This is a genomic window from Corynebacterium sp. HMSC074C05 (assembly GCF_001838325.1).
GTDB classification, from domain to species: domain Bacteria; phylum Actinomycetota; class Actinomycetes; order Mycobacteriales; family Mycobacteriaceae; genus Corynebacterium; species Corynebacterium amycolatum.
In genome coordinates this window covers 42,001-60,832 of sequence record NZ_KV836277.1, presented here as the reverse complement: position 1 = coordinate 60,832, position 18,832 = coordinate 42,001, and the positions used below count along the sequence as shown (strand labels likewise).

At 61.2% G+C, this 18,832-nt stretch carries 15 protein-coding genes and 1 tRNA gene; 5 read left to right on the top strand and 11 right to left on the bottom strand.

Annotated elements, in window-relative coordinates; genetic code table 11:
• The 4 genes from HMPREF3042_RS00260 (at nucleotide 1) to HMPREF3042_RS00245 (ending at nucleotide 5,222) form a co-directional block, all read left to right on the top strand.
• Entirely contained in the window at nucleotides 1-1,386 is a 1,386-nt protein-coding gene (locus tag HMPREF3042_RS00260) for a hemolysin family protein (RefSeq protein ID WP_070855756.1), read from the top strand.
• Nucleotides 1,383-2,597: a hemolysin family protein gene (locus tag HMPREF3042_RS00255; RefSeq protein WP_070855755.1), complete on the top strand. Its 1,215-nt coding sequence runs from the start codon at nucleotides 1,383-1,385 to the stop codon at nucleotides 2,595-2,597. Before HMPREF3042_RS00260 ends, HMPREF3042_RS00255 begins: the two co-directional genes overlap by 4 nt.
• Complete coding sequence (locus HMPREF3042_RS00250) at nucleotides 2,594-3,511, top strand: 3-methyladenine DNA glycosylase (protein WP_070855754.1); 918 nt, start codon at nucleotides 2,594-2,596, stop codon at nucleotides 3,509-3,511. The genes HMPREF3042_RS00255 and HMPREF3042_RS00250 overlap by 4 nt, the downstream gene beginning before the upstream one ends.
• A 97-nt stretch (nucleotides 3,512-3,608) precedes the next feature.
• Entirely contained in the window at nucleotides 3,609-5,222 is a 1,614-nt protein-coding gene (locus HMPREF3042_RS00245; RefSeq protein ID WP_070855753.1) for a vWA domain-containing protein, read from the top strand.
• A gap of 145 nt (nucleotides 5,223-5,367) precedes the next feature.
• Here HMPREF3042_RS00245 and HMPREF3042_RS00240 read toward each other — a convergent pair whose 3' ends face one another.
• The 5 genes from HMPREF3042_RS00240 to secA2 all read right to left on the bottom strand — a co-directional run bounded on the left by HMPREF3042_RS00240 (nucleotide 5,368) and on the right by secA2 (nucleotide 10,678).
• Nucleotides 5,368-5,871, bottom strand: a complete 504-nt coding sequence (locus tag HMPREF3042_RS00240; RefSeq protein WP_172620271.1) for a MerR family transcriptional regulator — start codon at nucleotides 5,869-5,871, stop codon at nucleotides 5,368-5,370.
• A 388-nt stretch (nucleotides 5,872-6,259) separates the two neighbouring features.
• On the bottom strand, nucleotides 6,260-6,859 hold the full coding sequence (locus HMPREF3042_RS00235) for a bifunctional nuclease family protein (protein ID WP_070855752.1): 600 nt from the start codon (nucleotides 6,857-6,859) through the stop codon (nucleotides 6,260-6,262).
• Between the two features lie 45 nt (nucleotides 6,860-6,904).
• Entirely contained in the window at nucleotides 6,905-7,663 is a 759-nt protein-coding gene (locus tag HMPREF3042_RS00230; RefSeq protein WP_070601412.1) for a transcriptional regulator FtsR, read from the bottom strand.
• 71 nt (nucleotides 7,664-7,734) lie between these two features.
• On the bottom strand, nucleotides 7,735-8,160 hold the full coding sequence (gene odhI / locus HMPREF3042_RS00225) for an oxoglutarate dehydrogenase inhibitor Odhl (RefSeq protein WP_038625554.1): 426 nt from the start codon (nucleotides 8,158-8,160) through the stop codon (nucleotides 7,735-7,737).
• A 238-nt stretch (nucleotides 8,161-8,398) separates the two neighbouring features.
• On the bottom strand, nucleotides 8,399-10,678 hold the full coding sequence (gene secA2 / locus HMPREF3042_RS00220; protein ID WP_070855751.1) for an accessory Sec system translocase SecA2: 2,280 nt from the start codon (nucleotides 10,676-10,678) through the stop codon (nucleotides 8,399-8,401).
• 189 nt (nucleotides 10,679-10,867) lie between these two features.
• Between secA2 and rraA the strand changes: the two genes are divergently transcribed.
• Nucleotides 10,868-11,341, top strand: coding sequence for a ribonuclease E activity regulator RraA (gene rraA / locus HMPREF3042_RS00215; RefSeq protein WP_016422839.1), 474 nt, complete (start codon nucleotides 10,868-10,870; stop codon nucleotides 11,339-11,341).
• Between the two features lie 98 nt (nucleotides 11,342-11,439).
• Here rraA and HMPREF3042_RS00210 read toward each other — a convergent pair.
• From HMPREF3042_RS00210 to HMPREF3042_RS00185, 6 genes are all read right to left on the bottom strand, one after another.
• Nucleotides 11,440-11,513: transfer RNA gene (locus HMPREF3042_RS00210), tRNA-Pro, on the bottom strand.
• Between the two features lie 86 nt (nucleotides 11,514-11,599).
• On the bottom strand, nucleotides 11,600-12,601 hold the full coding sequence (locus HMPREF3042_RS00205; protein WP_070855749.1) for a PASTA domain-containing protein: 1,002 nt from the start codon (nucleotides 12,599-12,601) through the stop codon (nucleotides 11,600-11,602).
• 157 nt (nucleotides 12,602-12,758) lie between these two features.
• Complete coding sequence (der, locus tag HMPREF3042_RS00200; protein ID WP_070855793.1) at nucleotides 12,759-15,134, bottom strand: bifunctional cytidylate kinase/GTPase Der; 2,376 nt, start codon at nucleotides 15,132-15,134, stop codon at nucleotides 12,759-12,761.
• 96 nt (nucleotides 15,135-15,230) lie between these two features.
• The gene (locus tag HMPREF3042_RS00195) at nucleotides 15,231-16,082 is read right to left on the bottom strand and encodes a pseudouridine synthase (RefSeq protein ID WP_083327386.1); all 852 of its coding nucleotides are present in this window, start codon (nucleotides 16,080-16,082) and stop codon (nucleotides 15,231-15,233) included.
• A 378-nt stretch (nucleotides 16,083-16,460) separates the two neighbouring features.
• On the bottom strand, nucleotides 16,461-17,150 hold the full coding sequence (gene bioD / locus HMPREF3042_RS00190; protein WP_070855747.1) for a dethiobiotin synthase: 690 nt from the start codon (nucleotides 17,148-17,150) through the stop codon (nucleotides 16,461-16,463).
• A gap of 165 nt (nucleotides 17,151-17,315) precedes the next feature.
• The gene (locus HMPREF3042_RS00185; RefSeq protein ID WP_246822274.1) at nucleotides 17,316-18,692 is read right to left on the bottom strand and encodes an adenosylmethionine--8-amino-7-oxononanoate transaminase; all 1,377 of its coding nucleotides are present in this window, start codon (nucleotides 18,690-18,692) and stop codon (nucleotides 17,316-17,318) included.
• Nucleotides 18,693-18,832: the final 140 nt, after the last annotated feature.

Sequence of the window (18,832 nt, the reverse complement as noted above, 5' to 3'; positions counted from 1 at the left end):
GTGGATATTGTTCTCAATGTTGTCGCGGTTGTCGGCTTTATCGCGCTAACCGCTGGCACCGGCCTCTTTGTGGCGTTTGAATTCGCGCTGACGGGACTGGAGCGTTCTACGATTGACGCCGACCGCGCCCGTTCAGCGGATGCACCTGCTGAGGCCGTTCACAAGGCACATAATCGACTGTCCTTCCACCTCTCCGGTGCACAACTGGGCATTACGTTGACGACGCTGGCAACTGGTTTCCTCGCGGAACCGGTGCTGGCACAGTACTTCACGCCGATGCTGCATTGGATGGGGCTCAGCGAGTCTGCAGCGGGACCGACCGCACTGATTCTTGCGCTTATTGTGGCCACGATGTTGTCGATGGTCTACGGCGAGTTGGTGCCGAAGAATGTCGCGATTACAGAGCCGCTGGCAGCGGCGCGCGTTACGGCTCGTCCGGTGATGGCGTTTAACTGGGTGTTCCACTACTTCATTCAGTCGCTGAATGCCTCGGCGAACTGGCTGGTGCGCAAGCTCGGCATTGAACCGGCGGATGAGCTGGCTTCGGCGCGTTCCCCGCAGGAGCTGGAAGCGCTGGTGCGCAATTCTGCGGAGCAGGGTGCATTGGATGAGTCGAAGGCTGTTGTGCTCGAGTCGTCGTTACGCTTTGGCGAAACTACGGCAGAGGACCTAATGACGCCGCGGTCGACGATTACCTCCCTCGATGTCGATGACACGGCGCTGGATTTGCTGGCTGTCGCCATCGAATCGGGACATTCCCGCTTCCCCATTACTGACGGGGACCTCGATGCCACTGTCGGTGTTGTCCACGTCAAGGACGCATTCGCGGTGCCTGCGGCGAAGCGCTCAACTACCACCATGCGGGAGGTTGCACGGCCAGTGCCCACGCTGCCGCAGTCGCTGGACGGCGATGCCGTACTGGAGGCCGTGCGTTCGGCTGGTTCGCAGATTGCGCTGGTCGCGGACGAGTATGGCGGCATCGCCGGCATTGTCACCATCGAGGACGTCGTCGAGGAAATTCTTGGCGAGGTCTGGGATGAGTACGACGACAAGGAGTCCGAGCAGGAAGTCAAGCGCGCAATTGAAGGCTGGAATTGCTCCGGCCTTGTGCGTACCGACGAGCTGCCGACCAAGGTCGGATACTTCGCCCCGGAGGGCAGCTTCGAAACCCTCGGTGGCCTGATTATGTTTGCGCTCGGTCGCATCCCGGAGGTCGGTGACGTCGTCCTGCTGCCAGAGACCGAACGCGATTTCATGGACGAGTTCGAATCGGGTATCGCCGGACGCTGGTACGCCCGCATTCTGGCGATGGATGACCGTCGCGTGGATCGTGCCATTTTGATTCCTGTGACCAACGAGCGCGCTAAGGAGATGTTCAACCTATGAGTGACTGGTTTGGAATCCTCCTGACCTTCTTCTTGTTGTTGGTCAACGCATTTTTCGTGGGCGCGGAGTTCTCGCTTATTGCTGCTCGCCGTGACCGTTTGGAGGCGCTGCTGGCTCAGGGAAAGAAGCGCGCTCGCACAGTTATCAATGCTTCTGAACACCTGTCGATGATGCTCGCCGCCGCACAGCTGGGCATCACTATTGCTTCGCTACTGCTGGGTAAGGTCTCTGAGCCGGCGCTGGCACATCTGCTGGAAGCTCCCTTCCAGCAGATGGGTATTCCGGAGTCGCTGCTGCATCCGCTGAGCTTTGCCATCGCATTGATGCTGGTGTCAGTGCTGCACATCATGCTCGGCGAGATGGTCCCGAAGAACATCGCGCTGGCAGGCCCGGAAACGATGGCTATGCTGCTTATTCCGGTTCATATGGTCTTCTACCGCCTGACCAAGCCACTGTTGCTGCTGTTTAACTGGATGGCTCGCCATACGCTGAGGCTGTTCGGCATTGAGCAGCGCGATGAGCTCGACACCACTGTCGATTCGACTGAGTTGGCATCGATGATTGCGGAGTCTCGTCAAGAGGGGCTCCTTGACAGCGAGGAGCACGTCCGCCTTCGTCGCACGCTGGCTTCGGCCACGCGCACCATTGAGGAGGTGCTCATTCCGCACGAGCAGATTCGGCGCCTCCCCACCGCACCGACTGTGGGCGACCTAGAGACGGCGGTCACCGAAACTGGCTTCTCCCGGTTCCCCGTCGCTGCCGCCAACAATGAACCCAACGAGTACCGTGGCTATGTTCACGTCAAGGATGTCCTCGACCGCGTCATGGACCCTGCCTCCGGACCGGAGACAGCCATCCCCGATGACGAGATTCGGCCGATGATCGAGATTCCGATCGATGCCACGCTGGATGAGGGATTGCGCATCATGCGCCGCTACAGCGCCCACATGGCAGTGGCTGTACGCGCTCGCATGCCAAAGCCGCACCTGCGCGCAAGCGCCCCGGCAAGTATCGCCTCGAAGACCGGTGCTTTCTCCGGCGCGGAGCAGATCGGCATCGTGGCTCTGGAGGACCTCATCGAGGAGCAGGTCGGTGTCGTGCGTGACTGGACCCACGAGGTCTCCCCGCGCCGCAGCGGTGCACCAAAGCAGTACCCAATCGTGAACCAGCCCCGCATCCGGCCGGGCACTACGCAGGGACGCCAGCAGTGACATCTACGCCCGATTCGTCTTTCGACTGGCGTGAAGCCAAAGCAAGGCATATCGCCCGCGTCGATGCTCTGACCCGCGATCACCTGTCCCGTCGCAGTCGTGGCCAGCGCCACCCGGTCTGGGACTTCATCTTCGAGTACTATCCCGTCAAACCCGGTCAGCTCCGCCGATGGTCACCGGGTATCGGCGTGGACCTGCCCGGTGCGACAGCCAAGGACATCAGTCACCTGAAGTTTTTTACCCTCGACAGGGATGACGCTACCGACAGTCCTGCTAGCAAGGAGCCCACCGATACCGCCTCGGGGACGGCACGCATGGATGTTTCGGCGTACGTCGATAAGCGCGGTAAGACAGTGGCGTACATCGGCAATTTGTTGCGTTCGACGCGCGCGAACCCAGCACACTTCGACTGCTTTGGCCTGCATGAATGGGCGATGGTGTATCGCCAGCCAGAGCATCGTCACCCGGAGCCCCTGCGGCTTGGTCAGGCGGGTACGGACGAGGTCGTCGAGGCCCACACGGTTCGGTGTACGCACTTCGACGCCTACCGCTTCTTCACGCCCGACGCCGTGCCGCTCAACGAGTTTGCGCCGACGCGCGAGACACAGCCGCACTGTGAGCAGATGGGCTGTCTGCACGCCAACATGGACTTGTATAAATGGGCGACCAAGCTCGGCGAGGCGGTCCCCGGCGACCTGTGGCTGGATACTTTCGAGCTCGCGTGCAGTGCCCGTGAGTTGGATATGCGCGCCGCTCCCTACGATCTGCAGGATTGGGGCTTTGCTCCCATTCGCATCGAGACTCCCGAGGGCAAGGCCGAGTACGTCCGCCGGCAGCGCGAGATTTCTGCTCGCGCCGACGTCCTGCGCGGGCGTTTGCTGCAAGTAGTAGATGTCGCATTGTCCACGCAGTAGAGTTGGCAGGAGTTACGTGCGCGTTTGTGCTTTACGACGAGGTCTGCTGCGAGTCGACAGTGCCGAGCACACTCAGCATAGAAAGGGCTAAAACGACATGGGACGACACGCCTCGGGTGAGAACAACTATCGAGTGGCTAAGGGGCCTTTTATTGCCGTCTTGGTCGTCATTGTTCTGGTGGCTGCGGTTTTTGCCTGGGTTAATCTGCGCAAGAGCAACGATTCGTCGATTGATGCTGACCGTGCACGGTGTACGAAAGGTGACCTGACACTGGTGGTGACCGCTGATCCTGCTGCGGTGGGCTCGGCACAGAAACTCGTGCAGGACTATGGCGAGTCAAATCCCGTGGTGAGGGACTTCTGTGTGCGGCCACAGATTACGGTGGCGGGCTCGCAGGAGGTTGTGAACGCCCTGACTGAGGCTGGCGGTGCTGAACCTGGTGAGGGAGCTCCGGAGGACCCCGCTGCGGATGATTCTGCAACTGACGAGGCCGGTACCGGAATTATGACTCCAGGAGTCTGGATTCCCGCCGATATCTCTTTCGTGGACCAGGCGAAGAACTCAGACAAGGTCAAGGTCAACAACCCCAAAACGTGGTTGCCACCGATTGCCAGTGGCGTGGCCTTCACAACCAATCGTGCTGACCAGCTGAACAACGCCACCTGGGAAGAGCTTGCGGGATTGCGCGTGGCCGCCCCCGGTGGCTCCGACGCGGCACTGTCTGCCGTGATCAGTGCTCGACTTGGCGGTGGCCCGGATGTCGCTCGCGAACGCGCGGACTTGGGTGAGGTCTACACCTCCAACACTCTGCTGACCATGCTCAGCCAGAATGTCGCCGAATTCGACGGTGTGGCCGCAACCCAGCCCATGCTGCAGATGGCCGGCGAGGGGCTGAAGCTGGTCTCCCCTGCGGATGCACCCCAGTTGCACGCGCCAGTTGTCACCTTTGGCTCCGGCGGCAAGATCGACGAGAACACGGCTCGCGCGGCCGAAGACTTCCGGAACTTCGCAGCAAATCACGGCGCCGACGGCGAAGCCGCGGAGAGCACTTTCGGCCCTGAAGTAGCGGAGAGCTTTGGAGTGCTCTCCCAGATTCAGACAGATTCCTTTGCGCTGCCGCCAGCACTGGAGCAGCCGGACGCGCAACAGCCCGCAACTGCGGTGGGTTCGGCACTCCTGCTTGCTGACACCTCCGAAGGCGTCGATGTCGGGGCGCTGTCTGCGGCACTGACCGGCGCTATCGATGCGGCACCTGGTGGCCGTTACGGCCTATGGACATTCGCACCCGAGGTGAACCGTCTCGCGGAACTTCCCGCGCCCGATGACGAGGCCAACAATGGCGCAGACTCCGTAAAGGGTTCGCTGGCCGAACTTCCGGCAGGTGGTGAGGCACAGTTCTGGCCAGCGCTTATCGATGCCTACCAGGCCGCCCGCGACACCTACTCCCCTGACAAACCGAACCGTCTCGTCGTGCTCACCACCGGCCGCGATGCTTCGGGCGCCGATGCCGCCGAGTCTGTCGAGAGAATCAAAGAACTCATTAGCCCGGACCGCCCGGTAACAATCGAGGTCATCGTACTTCCCGACGGGGACAGCTCCATCCCCGAGCTGCAGGAAGTGGCAAATATGACCACTGGCTCTCTGCGCATTGCGGCTGACTACGGCGATGGCCTGGCCTCTCAGTTGGCTGCAGCTATCGGTACGGAGTAAGTAGCAAAAAAACCGCCTCCATCTGGTCCAACCTCGGGAGAGGAAAACGGAACCAGTTGTGGAAGGCGGTTTTCGTTTAGTTTGTTTCGCTTCTTTGAGCGGCGGCCGTAGCAGCAACGCCACTATCTAGCCGTATCGCTGGCTGTTAGGAGATGCGGCGGCGACGGCGCTCAGCCAGCTCGTCGATGCCAGTACCTGGGTTCTCCTGAGTACCGTCGATACGCTCGGATGGGAAGGAGGCGATGGTGCCAGTCAGTTCCTTCATAATGCCCGGGACAGCAATGCCGAACACTCCCTGGCCACCGTTGAGCAGGTCGATGACTTCTTCATTGGAGCGACACTGGTAGACGGTGCGACCGTCGGAAACCAGCGTGATGGTAGCCAGGTCATCGACACCGAGGTCACGCAGGCGGTCGACAGCCAGACGGATGTTCTGCAGGGAAATACCGGTGTCCAGCAGACCTCGAACAATCTTCAAAACGAGGATGTCGCGGAAGGAGTACAGACGCTGGGTGCCCGAGCCCTTGGCGGTACGAATCGAAGGCTCCACCAGCTTGGTGCGCGCCCAGTAGTCCAGCTGACGGTAAGAAATGCCCGCTACCTGACATGCGATGGGAACGCGGTAGCCAACCTGCTCGTCCGGCCCCATGTCGAACAGGGATTCCTGGACCGCGCGTGGCTCTTGCGAGTCCGACGCACGGAGCTCATTGTCACCAAAGAGCGAACCGCTGTTGTCGTCGACCATATAAATTCTCCCGAGGTAGTTTCACTGCCGTTATTTATCTTTCGCCAAGGTTAATCGGCTGTCAATACATCACAGGACGACACGCCGAATCTCTAAACCTAAAGTTAAGGTTTAGAGTTTGGAGTCGCAGTTTCCCCAGCTCAAGCACAACCCGGGAGAAAAACCCCAGGAAGGGGTGAAACTATAACTTAAGAAAAGTTACCCCTTTTATGGGGTCATTCAGCGATGCGTCAGAGGAAATAAGCGCCACAACTACATCAAAAGTTGTCAGCTATTCACTCCAGTCACACCACTAACGGTCGCTATCGAAAGCCGAGTCGGCACCACCGTCGGCTTCATCGTCAGACTTCTTGTCCTCCGCATCACCATGCGGCTCGGCGAAGTAGCCAGCATCAATACTGTCGAGGAATTCAGCAAACTCCGACACCGATGCCTCGACAGAGTCGGTCTCCGTGTCGTCGGTAAGCGAACCACCATTGGTAGCGACAAGACGCGCCGACACCGACGTGGCGTCGAGCACATCGCGTGCAACATACAGCGGGACCTCAAGCTCGCCGGCGATAAGGATTAGGTCGGAGGGGCGCATATCAATCTCTGCGCCACCTTCGAGCACCAGGCTGGCGATGAAAACGCCCTCATGCACGCCCGTAATCTGGCCACGTAGGGCGCTCTGCCCCACCATGTCCAGCGTGTCGACAAAGACCTCATGCATGCCCGGGCGACGCTGCGTAGCGCCGGTCTCGCGGGCGGAGTACTCCGTCGCCGTCGCCAAATCAATCCAAATCGGGATAATCCGGTTAGTCTCTTCGGCATGCAGGAGCAGCACCGGATCATCCTCAGGAGGATGCGCCATCCAGTCTAGAAACTTGACTTCTACGAGTTTTTCGTCCATAACAGCGATAATTGTAGCGAGCCGCTATTTACGCGGGACTACTGACTACTTCCCCAGATCTTTGTTGACCTGGCGCTTGACCAAAGTGCCGTGCAGCGTGACCATCAGTGCGGTCATCTCACGGCCCATTTCCACAGCCTTCTGCTTGCCACTAGCCGCACGCGACTTACTCAGCGGACTAGCTGCCAGCGACACCAAATCGGCCTCACGGGTCGCAGCGGTACGCACAGTTTTGAGGTGGCGGGCATCCAGGCCGAACTCAGCCAGCTTGACTGCCGTCTCAGTGATGAGCAGGTCATCGCCGTCGAACATGTTCAGCGTGTCCGGAGTAATCAGGCCGACGCGGACCAGCTCAGTGATGAACTTCTCGCTAGCGCCGGTGCGCTCTGCTAGCTCCGCCTGGGTCAGTGAGATCACTGCAGCTTCGCGGAACTGATCCGCCGTCACCAGTGGAGTAACCGAAGCCAGACCGTCGCCGCCAGCGTTGCCCGCATCAATTTCGTCGAGCTGCTCTTTAATAACCTTCAGCGGCAAGTAGTTATCGCGCTGAACGGTCAGAATGTAGCGCAGGCGGTCAATGTCCGCCTGGCTGTAGCGACGATAACCCGAGGAGCTACGCGACGGGCACAGCAGCCCTTCCGACTCTAGAAAACGAATTTTGGACAGCGTTACATCAGGGAACTCAACCTTGACTTCCTTCAGCACAGCACCGATGGTCTTCTTCTTGCCCACCGAGCGTGCTTGCTTCGCAGTGCTTTCTGATGGAGCCGGCTGCGAAACCGCTGATTTGTGTACTGCTGCCACTGGTCTTTTCCGAGCCTTTACAAAAATAAGGGGGTTAATGCCGACAGACGTCGACACTAACCGATGTCGAATTAGTTACCGATAAGGAATACGAGGCGGAACTTACCGACCTGGACCTCGTCACCATTAGCCAGAACCGCAGAGTTCTTCGGCTCGCGGTTAACGTAGGTGCCGTTCAGCGATCCCACGTCGACAACCTCGTAGGAGTCACCGTTCTTGCGGAACTCTGCGTGGCGACGGGAAACAGTCACGTCATCGAGGAAAATGTCGCTTTCCGGGTGACGACCAGCGGTGGTGACTGCCTGATCGAGCAGGAAACGCGAACCCGCGTTTGGCCCCCGCTTGACGACCAAGAGTGCCGAGCCTGCCGGAAGTCCTTCAACACCGGAGACCGTGGAGTCCGTGTTAGAGCTGGACTCCATCTCCTTCAGCAAATCTGCACGGAAGACCGAGGTGGTCTCGACCGATGCCTCTGGCTGGCCGCTATTGCTAGTCATATCTTTCCCTCCGGGATAACCTTGGGCGATTTACTCGTTACTTTTTAGATAATAGCGCCCCAACCGATTTCGTGTTGTTATCTAATCCCAACCATGTTGTGACGCAGCTCACCGACAGGGTATGTACAACATGATTGATATGCGTAAATACCGACATCGGAGAGCTTTCTCCGTGGGTGTACCTAGGCCGGTCACTTGAGAAATATTTTCAAATTGTTACCAAACCTGTGGTTACGACTTACCTAAACATCGCTGCAATTGAACCGACGACCGAGCCACCACCATTGCTCAATGGGTTGTCGTTGACCATGTACGTCCACGTCGAGCTCGGGCGGGCAAGTCCCGTGTCCTCCAGATGCGCGCCATCGCTATCGATTTCGACCTCCTGGAAGGTCTGCACTGAGTCGGTCACAGCATTGTTGACCAGGTTTTTAAAGGCTCCGATGGCGGCGCGGTGGAACTCATCAATGGGGCTTTCCTTAGCCAGCGCGCGCAGGTGAATCGACTCCCGCAGGTCGTCCAGATCCGCCAGGTGGTCCGACCACCCGCGATCCAGGTGGCTCAGCATAATTTCCCGGGCAGCGTCCTCGGCGACGTCGCGCCCAACTGCGGCTTCGACTTCCTTCGCTCGCGCCGATGCCAGCTTGGACAGTTCTTCCCAGGCAGCATTCGTAGTCAGCAGTTTCTCCCGGCGCTCATCCAGAATCTCGCGCTGGTCGCCGATGAGCTTGTTGTACTTCCATGTCGTCGCATGAATCGACAGCATGGTCGCCTCTGTCACTCGCTGTGCGCGGTCGATGAACTGGTATGCCCGCTTATCGCGGACGCGTCCATCGTCCTCAGGCAGCACGCTCAGCGTCTCGCCAGCAGCGCCTTCGGAAATCACCGGGTCATCCAGGGAGACAAAGAACACCGACGAGCCTGGATCGCCCTGGCGCCCGGCACGGCCACGCAACTGGTTGTCCAGTCGGTCAGTGCGGTGCTTGCCCAGACCAATGACGCATAGGCCACCGCGCTCGACCACCGCATCGCGGTTGGATTCGTCTGCCCCTCCGAGGCGGATGTCGGTACCGCGGCCGGCCATCTGGGTGGACACCGTGACGCGGCCAATATCGCCAGCACCCGCGATGACTTGGGCCTCCAGCTCGTCATTTTTCGCGTTCAGTACCGAGGATTCGATGCCGCGCAGGACTAGCGCATCGGCCAGTCGTTCCGATTCGGCCACGTCACGGGTGCCTACGAGTATTGGTCGACCAGTGCCGTTGAGTTCCACGACCTCGTCGACAAGCGCGGCGAACGCGTCGTCGGTGGTGGCGTAGATGCGATCGGGCTCGTCGTCGCGGACGCATGGGACGTTGGGTTCGATGACGGAGACGTGGAGTCCGTAGAACTCGCGGAACTGGTCGCCCGCGGAGGTGGCGGTACCGGTCATGCCGCAGGTGATGTCATAGCGGCCGACGAGTTGCTGGATGGTCATGGAGTCCAAGATGCGGCCTCCCTCAGAGACTTGCAGGCCCTCCTTGGCCTCTACCGCCGCTTGCAGACCGTCCGGCCAACGCTGAAGTTCCGCCACGCGTCCCTTCGAGGCGTCGATGAGCTGTACCTTGCCGTCGCGCACGATGTAGTCGACATCGCGCTGCAGCAACTCGTGGGCGTGCAGTGCGACGTTGACCTGAACCAGGGTGGTGCCGACGTGTTCGGCGTCGTACAGCGAGCTGATGCCAAGCAGACGTTCGACGCGTGCGGCGCCGGTGTCGGTGAGGAAGACGTTGCGGCGACCTTCGTCGACGGTGTAGTCGTCGCCGAGCTGCAGGCGACGCACCACGTCGGTAATCTGCCCGGTCGGTGCGGTGCCCGGCTCATTGCCGGCGAGCACAAGCGGGACTAGCGCTTCATCCACCAGCACGGAGTCGGCCTCGTCGATGATGGCGACATCAGCGGGCGACTGCACGCGGTCTGCAATGGTCGGCGCGCAACGGTCGCGCAGGACGTCGAAGCCGAGTTCGTTGACGGCGGCGTAGACGATGTCTGCCGCATATGCTTTACGACGCTCCCCCGGACCATCCTGCGGCGAAATAGCCACCACCGAGAGCCCAAGGAACCCGAACAGCGGTTGCATCCATTGCGCATCGCGGCCTGCGAGGTAGTCGTTGACGGTCACCGAATGCACGCGGTGGCCACGCAGCGCGAACCCGGCTGCAGCCAAGGCGCCGGAAAGAGTCTTACCCTCACCGGTGGCCATCTGGATAACGTCTCCCTCCATGAGCGCCAATGCGCCTTGCAGCTGCACATCGAAGGGGCGCATGGACAGGGTGCGCTGGGAGACTTCGCGGAGTGCGGCTAAAAGCTCCGGTGCGTCGGTGGCGTGTTGGCGGGCGAAGTCGGCGAGGTCGGCGTCGGAAAGCGCCTGTACCTGTGGCTCGAGCTCAGCGGCGCGCGCCACCAGCCCTACGCTGCGTTTTTGGTTGCGCCCTTGCTTGCCGCCAAGAGCCTTCCAAAACCAATTAAACCCAGCCATCTTCTACCCTTCCTGCGCACGTGTGGTTGTCGGCGCGTTCTGACTCACCAGAGTAATCAATCTGGACCGGCCTTCGGAGTGTCAATCGCTGCCAGCGAATTTGCACCATATGTCTTTGGTCACATCTTGAGTTTGAAACAATGGAGTTAACACTTGATGCGAGCAATTTCGGAAGGACTTGAATCCCCTATGGCAATTGAATTCATCCCCACCGCTGACCTGGTTGATGAGATCGGCCCGGACGTGCGTTCCTGCGATACCCAGATGCGCAACCTCGGCGGTCGCGTGGAGTTCTGCGGCAAGATCTCCACGGTCAAGTGCTTCCAGGACAACGCGCTACTGAAGAAGGTCCTCTCCGAGCCGTCTGAGGGCGGCGTGCTTGTCATCGACGGTGATGCTTCGGTCCACACGGCGCTGGTCGGTGACGTTATTGCGGGGCTCGGCAAGGACAATGGCTGGGCTGGTGTGGTCGTCAACGGCGCGATCCGCGACTCCAAGCTGATTGGTGAGATGGACTTCGGGTGCAAGGCGCTTGGCACCAACCCGCGCAAGTCCACCAAGACCGGCGAGGGCGAGCGCGACGTCGTTGTCTCCTTCGGCGGCATTGACTTCGTTCCGGGCGAGACGCTCTACGCTGACTCCGACGGTATTGTCGTGCGCTAGTAGCATCGTGCGCTAGACGGCAAACGAAACCGTAAAGCAATAACCGCAAACAAAAACCGCCGCCTCCCGGAATCTTCCAGAAGACGGCGGTTATTTTGTCGGGCTGACCGGATTTGAACCGACGACCCCCTCACCCCCAGTGAGGTGCGCTACCAAACTGCGCTACAGCCCGTGTGCACGAAAGTGCAACGAGCTATAGGTTACATCATTGGTGTTTGCTGGCGGAAATCGCCCCTGGCCCCTGCCCTGCCTGCCGCGTTACTGCAGGTAGATGGTCACAGGCGTGGATGTCTCCGCCATCTGCCCCTCCGGCGGATCGATTGAGGCAACCTTGCCCATAATCGCGGCCACAGAATTCGTCTGATTTCCCTCTGCGTCGACGACGGTCACGTTCTGGTAGCCGTTGGTACGCAGCTCCACCTCGACCGAGGCCGGGCTCTTGCCCACCACACCCTGCGGGATAGTACCCCAGCCGCTACTGCGCTCACCGGGTCCAGGGATAGCTGGCGGCGACTCGCGAAGTTGATCCAGCTCCTGCTCAAGGCGCTCACGGGTGTCATTAATCGTGCCCGACGGGTCCAAGCGATCGGTAGGGCTTGTCGTGGTTTCTTCCGGCGAGGTTGTCGTCGGCGTCGGGCTTGACGACGTCTCCTGCGTCGGCGCCGCCGTATTGTCATTTTTGTCCTCGGTTCCGGAAGTAAAGGACAAAACCAGGGCTACCAGCGCGACTACGGCCACCATCGCGGCAATGGCCACGATGGCGACAGGCTTACCCCAGCCCTTCTTGGAGTCATCGTCGCCGCTGTTGCCACGGTTATTACCGCGGTTGTTGCCGTTGTGCGGGTCGCCGTAACCGCCTGCGACACCTGCAGCGTACTGTTGGGTTGCACCTGCTTGCTGGCTCGCCTGGCCATAGCCGCGTTCTTCTTCAGAAAGCGGGGCCCAGTACTGGCCGCTACCCTGAGCGCCACTGCCCTGTGCGCCAGCACCTTGCGCCCCGGCCCCGGCACCTCGCGGGTTATCAAATCGTGTTTCATCGCCACGCTGCAGGAATCGTGTCTCAGAGGAGCCGCCACTGAAATACTCGGTCGGCTGCTCACCCGCGAAGTCGGCATCTGGGTTGTATCCGCGGTATCCCTCGTCCCGCGGAATGTAGCGAGTCGCGGAGTCATCGCCGTATGAGCTTGAGGAATCGCGTCCGTAGCTGTTACCTCGGCCATCGTGCTGAGAGCCGTCACGGTTGTTGCCGCGCCTGACCATTGTCAGTTCTCCTTATCGCTAATTTACTGAAACTCTAAAATGCCAACGAAAAGCCCAAAATGCAATTGCCTAAATCACATTTTGGGCTTTTCTCAGCTCAGTTCGAGCGACTAGCAGGGCTTAAAAGCACGTCCCAGCCGCGCTTCCTAACAGCTTCCTACCGGCGCTTCTTCTTCTCGCGGACACGGACCGCGATGCGCACCGGCGAGCCCTCGAAGCCGAACTCTTCACGCAGCTTGCGCTCCAGGAAGCGACGGTAGCCGTGCTCCAGGAAGCCGGTCGTGAACAGCACAATCACCGGCGGACGCGAGGATGCCTGGGTGGCAAACAGCACGCGCGGCTGGCGGCCACCACGCAGCGGTGGCGGGTTCTGCTGCATGATCGCGCGCAACCAGGTGTTCAGGCGACCAGTGGAGATACGCTTATCCCACGACTCCACGGCCTCCAGCATTGCCGGCTCCAGCTTCTGCACAGCACGCCCGGTCTTGGCGGAGATGTTCACCCGCCGAGCCCACGGGACGTGCGAAAGCTGCTCTTCAATCTCGCGCTCGAGCAGGTCGCGGCGGTCCTCATCCATGAGGTCCCACTTGTTGTAGGCCACCACAAGTGCGCGACCGGAGTCGAGAATCATGCGCAGCACGCGCTGATCCTGCTCGGTAATCTGCTCGGAGGCATCGACCAGGAAGATCACAACCTCGGCGTTGTCAATGGTCGAGCGGGTACGCAGCGAGGCGTAGAACTCGTGGCCCTTGGCGGTCTTGGTCTTCTTGCGGATACCCGCAGTATCCACGAAACGCCACAGCGCCTCGTCCATCTGCACCAGCGAGTCCACCGGATCAACCGTGGTACCAGCCACGTCGCTGACCACTGCGCGGTCTTCACCGGAGAGCTTGTTCAGCAGCGAGGACTTGCCCACGTTCGGCTTGCCCACCAGCGCCACGCGACGCGGCCCGGTCGGCAGCGACTTCGCACGCGGCACCTCCGGGAAGGAAGCCACCACTTCGTCCATCACGTCGGCATTGCCACGGCCGTGGAGGGCCGAGGTTGGGTGCGGCTCACCGAGCCCGAGAGCCCAGAACTCCGCGACGTCGCCAAGCTGCGAATCCGACTCGAACTTGTTGGCGGCGAGAATAACCGGCTGCTCCGCGCGCTGCAGACGGCGGGCCATGACCTCTTCCGTGGCGGTGATGCCGACGGTGGTGTCGACGACCATGACAATTACATCGGCGGTCTCCATGGCGGTCTCCGCCTGACGAGCAATCGCCGCATGCATGCCCTTGGCGTCCGGATCCCAGCCGCCGGTGTCCTGCACCCAGAAGCGACGTCCGCCCCATTCACCCAGGTAGGAGATGCGGTCGCGGGTCACGCCCGGGAAGTCTTCGACAACTGCTTCACGACGGCCAATGAACCTGTTAACCATGGTGGACTTACCAACATTCGGTCGTCCCACAATGGCCACGGTCGGAAGAGCTTCTTCCTCCTCGTCGCTCACGCCAAGTGCTGCGAATGCGTTTTCCAGCTCTTCCCAGTCGGCATCGTCGTCGATCTGGCCGGTTTCGGCGCGCTCGATGGCTTCGGAGATGATCGTCTCGTGGTCAGCAATCGTGCGGTCGATGAACTCGTCTGCGCTGGTGTGGCTACCTGCGGTGCCCGGCGCGTTTTCGCTCTCCACGTTTGCGACCAGGTGTCCGGCGGTGTCGTCGTCAGCGTCATCGGAGTCCTCGGCGCCGTCAGCGTCCTCGAAGTCGCCGTCGTAGTCCTCGTAGTTCTCGGAATCCTCGGCGCCCTCGTAAGAGCCCTCGAACTCCTCGTTGTCGACATCGTCCCAGTCCATGGTGGACCCCGGGTAGCCGGCCTCAACAACATCGAGGACGTTTTCCACGACCTCTTCGATGCCCATCTCAGAGGTGTCCAGAATGAATGCGTCTTCGGCGGGCTTCAGCGGCGAGGTCGCACGGTTGCTGTCGAGTTCGTCGCGGCGGATGACGTCGGCAAGCACGGTGTCGAAGTCAGCCTCGCGACCAGCGGCGATGTCCTGGTCGTAGCGGCGGCGGGCGCGCACTTCGGCGGAGGCGGTCATGAAGATTTTCGCCGGAACGTCCGGGAGCACAACCGTGCCGATGTCGCGGCCTTCCACCACACAGCGAACCGCAGATGCGGCCAGCGAGCGCTGGAGTGCGACCAGGTTGGTGCGCACGGCCGGAATCGCGGAGACAGCCGACACGTTGCGGGTGACCTCTGAGCCGCGAATCTCGCCGGAGACATCCTCGCCGTCGAGGAGGACGGCAGTGGAGTTCGGGTCATCGGAGACTTCCAGTGGCAGGGCGGCCGTCGCCTTGGCCACGGCTTCCTCGTCGGTCGGGTCAATGCCCTGGCGCAGCACCCACAGGGTGGCCACGCGGTACATTGCGCCGGTGTCCAGGTACTTTGCACCCAGTTCGGTTGCGACCATCCGAGAGACAGTCGACTTGCCAGTGCCGGAGGGGCCATCGATGGCAACCAACAGCATGTCGTCAGTGTTCTGCTCGCTCATGTGGGCTCCTTCAGCGCCTTGTTGTTCGGCTGCGTGTTGTTCGGCTGCGCCATTTGCAGCTGCGTGGTTTTCTTCGTTCTTCTTCACTAGTGCCATTTACAGCCCCACCGCGTTGTAGAGAGAGGTCAGCTCAGCGCGGTTGAGTGCACGGAGAGCGCCCGGAGTCTGCTCGCCCAGCTGGACAGTGTGAATCTTAGTGCGCACCAGGCGCTCGACTGGGTAGCCCGCAGTCTTGAGCATCCGGCGCACAATGTGCTTGCGGCCCTCGTGCAGCTCGATGCGGACGATAGAGCGCCCCTGCCAAACATCGATAATCTGCGCCATGTCCGCCTTAGCGATGCCATCATCGAGCTCAATGCCCTTTTCCAGCTCACGCATGACCTTGGCGTCAACCTCGCCGACAACGGTGGCCATGTAGGTCTTGGTGACCTCGTAGCTCGGGTGCATCAGACGGTTGGCCAGCTCACCGTCATTGGTGAGCAGGAGCAGCCCTTCGGTGGGCGCATCCAGTCGACCCACGTGGAAGAGTCGCTGACCAGCGCTGATCTTCTCACCGATGATGTCGCCCACACACGGGCGGCCCATGTCATCATGCATGGTCGACTGCACACCACGCGGCTTGTTCAGGACGAAATACTGCATGTCCTCATTGACGATGACGCGGGAACCATCAACGCGAATCACAGACGTGTTCGGGTCCACCCGCACGCCCTGTCGCGTCACAATCTTGCCGTCGACCTCGACGCGGCCTTCGTCGATAAGCTTTTCCGCCATGCGACGCGACGCCACGCCTGCCTGCGCGAGCACCTTCTGCAGGCGCACGCCCTCACCTGCTTGGCTGTGAGCGCGCTTGCCCGAGCTACGACGGTCGGCGTCCACGTGCTGATGGCGCGCCGGGCGGGCGTTGGATACGTAGATGTCCTTCGCGTGGACGTTGGAGGTCTCCATCTTCGCGCCGCTGTCGCGACGGCTGCGATTGCGCTGGGCGTTAGTGGAGCCATGTGCGCGGTTGGAGTGATTCTTACGGTTCTTGTGTGCCGGTGTGCCTTCTCGGCGAGCGGGTTTAGCCACTTGACCTACATCCTTTTCAAGCGTTGGAGAATGTTCTGTTTGTTAGAACGTCAGCGCCAGGCGACGCTGTTCTCTCCCCCGTGGGCCCAAAATGGCCGGTGGAAGCAGGTTAATAAAGAGAATTACAGAGAAAGCCTCGCGCCTTGTCGTCTAGTCACCTTAGCACGTTTCTCGCAAAACGCCAGCTTAACGACGTCCCGCGCGGCCTCTACTTCGAGGCGCCGCCAGAGCGCCCCTTAAAGCGCTGCGGCTCCCCTACAGCACCGCAGCCCACTCTCGCACACCCGGCAGCCACTGCGTAGCTTTCGCCACAAACTCCTGCCGCGCCAACGCGCCCGCTCCCGCCTGCACCGACCCCAGCAGCGGCACCCCGGTGATGCGCGGCAGTTCTTCCAGGTTCGTTTCGATGATCGGGTCGGCTTCTGCCGGCAGCGAACCGCCCACCAGCGCCGTGACATTGACCCCACGCCCCCGCGCCACCTCGACGGTAAGCTCCGCCTCGTTCAGGCAGCCCAGCCCCAACCGCGTCACGACCACCATCTGACTACCCGGCAGCAACACCGCCAACTCCGGCAGCGCCCAATCCTCGCCGAGCCGCACCAACAAGCCGCCCGCGCCCTCCACGAGGACAACGCGGTTCGGCCCGTCGATAAGCTTGATCTTCTCCGCGATCTCCGTGGCGTTCGGCAGGCGCATTCCCGCGCGCTGCGCCGCCGCCACCGGCGCCATCGGCTCGGGGTAACGCTCGAAGCCATGTAGGTTATCGATCCCCGTCAGCTCCGCGACAGTGTCCAAATCACCGCCGTCAGGGCCCGGAAACCCGGTCTGAATTGGCTTGACGACGTGCACCTCCTTACCCTCCCCGCGTAATGCCGCCGCCAGGGCTGCCGTGCCGATGGTCTTTCCAATATCGGTACCGGTGCCGGTAACAAGGACGATGCTCATGGTGGTTAGTGCTCCTTCTGCTTGTGGTGGTCTAGGGGGGCTGTGGTGGTGTGCTGCTTCGCCGTGCGGTGCGGTTGGTCGTGGGCGCTTGCTGCGTTGTTGGCTGCGTTACTTGCTGTGTTGCTGCGCGGTTTGCTGTTTGGCTTGGCTATGCCGTTTGCTGCGCTACCTACGTTTTTCCTCGGCGGCGACAATGGCGGCGATGGCCTCGCAGATACGGTCGACCTCGTCATTGGTGCTGATGTACGGCGGCATGGTGTACACCAATTTGCCGAATGGACGCAGCCACACCCCGGCATCGACAGCTGCTGCGGTAGCCAGGCCCATGTCCACTGGGCGCTGCATCTCCACGACACCGATAGCACCGAGAACACGCACATCAGCCACGGCATCGCTGCTGGCTAGGGGCTGGAGCTGGTCGCGGAGTCGGGACTCGATGCGCGGGACATCCTCACGCCACTGCCCTTCTGCAATCAGGTCGAGCTGCGCGCAGGCCACCGCACAGGCCAAGGGGTTGCCCATGAAGGTCGGACCGTGCATGATGCCTCCGCCTGCACCACCGGAAATAGTACGAGCCACATCGGCGGTGGTGAGGGTGGCTGCGAAGCTCATGAAGCCGCCGGTCAGCGCCTTGCCGACACACATAATATCCGGCACAACCCCGGCCGCCTGCGTCGTGAACAGATCACCGGCACGGCCGAAGGCGGTGGCAATCTCATCCGCAATGAGGAGAATGCCGTGCTTGTCACACAGCTTCCGGAGCCCCACAAGCAACTCATGGTCATGGAACCGCATGCCACCAGCGCCTTGGACCACCGGTTCAACGATGAGGCCGGCGACGGAGTCGTCGATAAGCGAATCGAAGTGTGCGAGATAACGTGCGCGTTCCTCTTCGGTTACGCCGCGAGCGGGTGGTGTGTCGGCGAAGACCTGCGGAGTCCACTGTCCCTTCCACAGCGAATGCATGCCGCCCTCAGGGTCGCAGACGGTCATGGGCGCGCGAGTGTCGCCGTGATAGCCTCCGCGCCAGGTGGCCAGGCGGGTGCGCTCGGGATGGCCTTTGGCCTGCTGGTACTGCAGTGCCATTTTGATCGCCACCTCGACGGAGACCGAGCCAGAGTCTGAGTAGAAGATGGCATCGAAGCCGGGGCCCGCGAGCTTGAGGAGCTTCTCCGCCAGCTCAATGGCCGGGCGGTGTGTGAGTCCGCCGAACATGACATGCGACATTGTGGTGGCCTGCTTCTTCGCGGCTGCGACCAGCTTCGGGTGTGAGTGGCCGTGGCAGGCGGCCCACCAGCTGCTCATGCCATCGATGAGGGTGCGGCCGTCGGCGAGGTGGAGGTTGACGCCTTCGGCGGACTCGACCAGCTTGGGCGCGACCGGTGATGGGATGGGACCGTACGGGTGCCAGATGTGGTCGGCGTCGAAGGCTGCGAGGTCGGCGATGGCTGGCTGGGTGTGTGGCGGCTGCGGTGTAGGCGACTTCGCGGATGCTGGTGCAGGTGACGGTACGAGTGGTTGGGTGGTTTCCGAGGCTGTCATGATACTCAAGCATAATACCTGTACAACGCCAGACTTGAACACCGTTCGGGGTTGGTGGCAGCACCTCCGGCGATGGCTACATAGACTCTCAGCGACTTCACGACACCCAGGTCACCTCGTGGCAGCTGTGGAGGTGGCAT

What these genes read in the sequence shown, in the direction of transcription:
- HMPREF3042_RS00205 (WP_070855749.1), bottom strand. Translation starts at nt 12,601, where the DNA reads ATGGTCAGGCGCGGCAACAACCGTGACGGCTCTCAGCACGATGGCCGA.
- secA2 (WP_070855751.1), bottom strand. Translation starts at nt 10,678, where the DNA reads ATGGCTGGGTTTAATTGGTTTTGGAAGGCTCTTGGCGGCAAGCAAGGG.
- HMPREF3042_RS00195 (WP_083327386.1), bottom strand. Translation starts at nt 16,082, where the DNA reads ATGGAGACCTCCAACGTCCACGCGAAGGACATCTACGTATCCAACGCC.
- bioD (WP_070855747.1), bottom strand. Translation starts at nt 17,150, where the DNA reads ATGAGCATCGTCCTTGTTACCGGCACCGGTACCGATATTGGAAAGACC.
- HMPREF3042_RS00240 (WP_172620271.1), bottom strand. Translation starts at nt 5,871, where the DNA reads ATGGGGCCGGACGAGCAGGTTGGCTACCGCGTTCCCATCGCATGTCAG.
- HMPREF3042_RS00185 (WP_246822274.1), bottom strand. Translation starts at nt 18,692, where the DNA reads ATGACAGCCTCGGAAACCACCCAACCACTCGTACCGTCACCTGCACCA.
- HMPREF3042_RS00245 (WP_070855753.1), top strand. Translation starts at nt 3,609, where the DNA reads ATGGGACGACACGCCTCGGGTGAGAACAACTATCGAGTGGCTAAGGGG.
- rraA (WP_016422839.1), top strand. Translation starts at nt 10,868, where the DNA reads ATGGCAATTGAATTCATCCCCACCGCTGACCTGGTTGATGAGATCGGC.
- HMPREF3042_RS00255 (WP_070855755.1), top strand. Translation starts at nt 1,383, where the DNA reads ATGAGTGACTGGTTTGGAATCCTCCTGACCTTCTTCTTGTTGTTGGTC.
- odhI (WP_038625554.1), bottom strand. Translation starts at nt 8,160, where the DNA reads ATGACTAGCAATAGCGGCCAGCCAGAGGCATCGGTCGAGACCACCTCG.
- HMPREF3042_RS00235 (WP_070855752.1), bottom strand. Translation starts at nt 6,859, where the DNA reads ATGGACGAAAAACTCGTAGAAGTCAAGTTTCTAGACTGGATGGCGCAT.
- der (WP_070855793.1), bottom strand. Translation starts at nt 15,134, where the DNA reads ATGAGCGAGCAGAACACTGACGACATGCTGTTGGTTGCCATCGATGGC.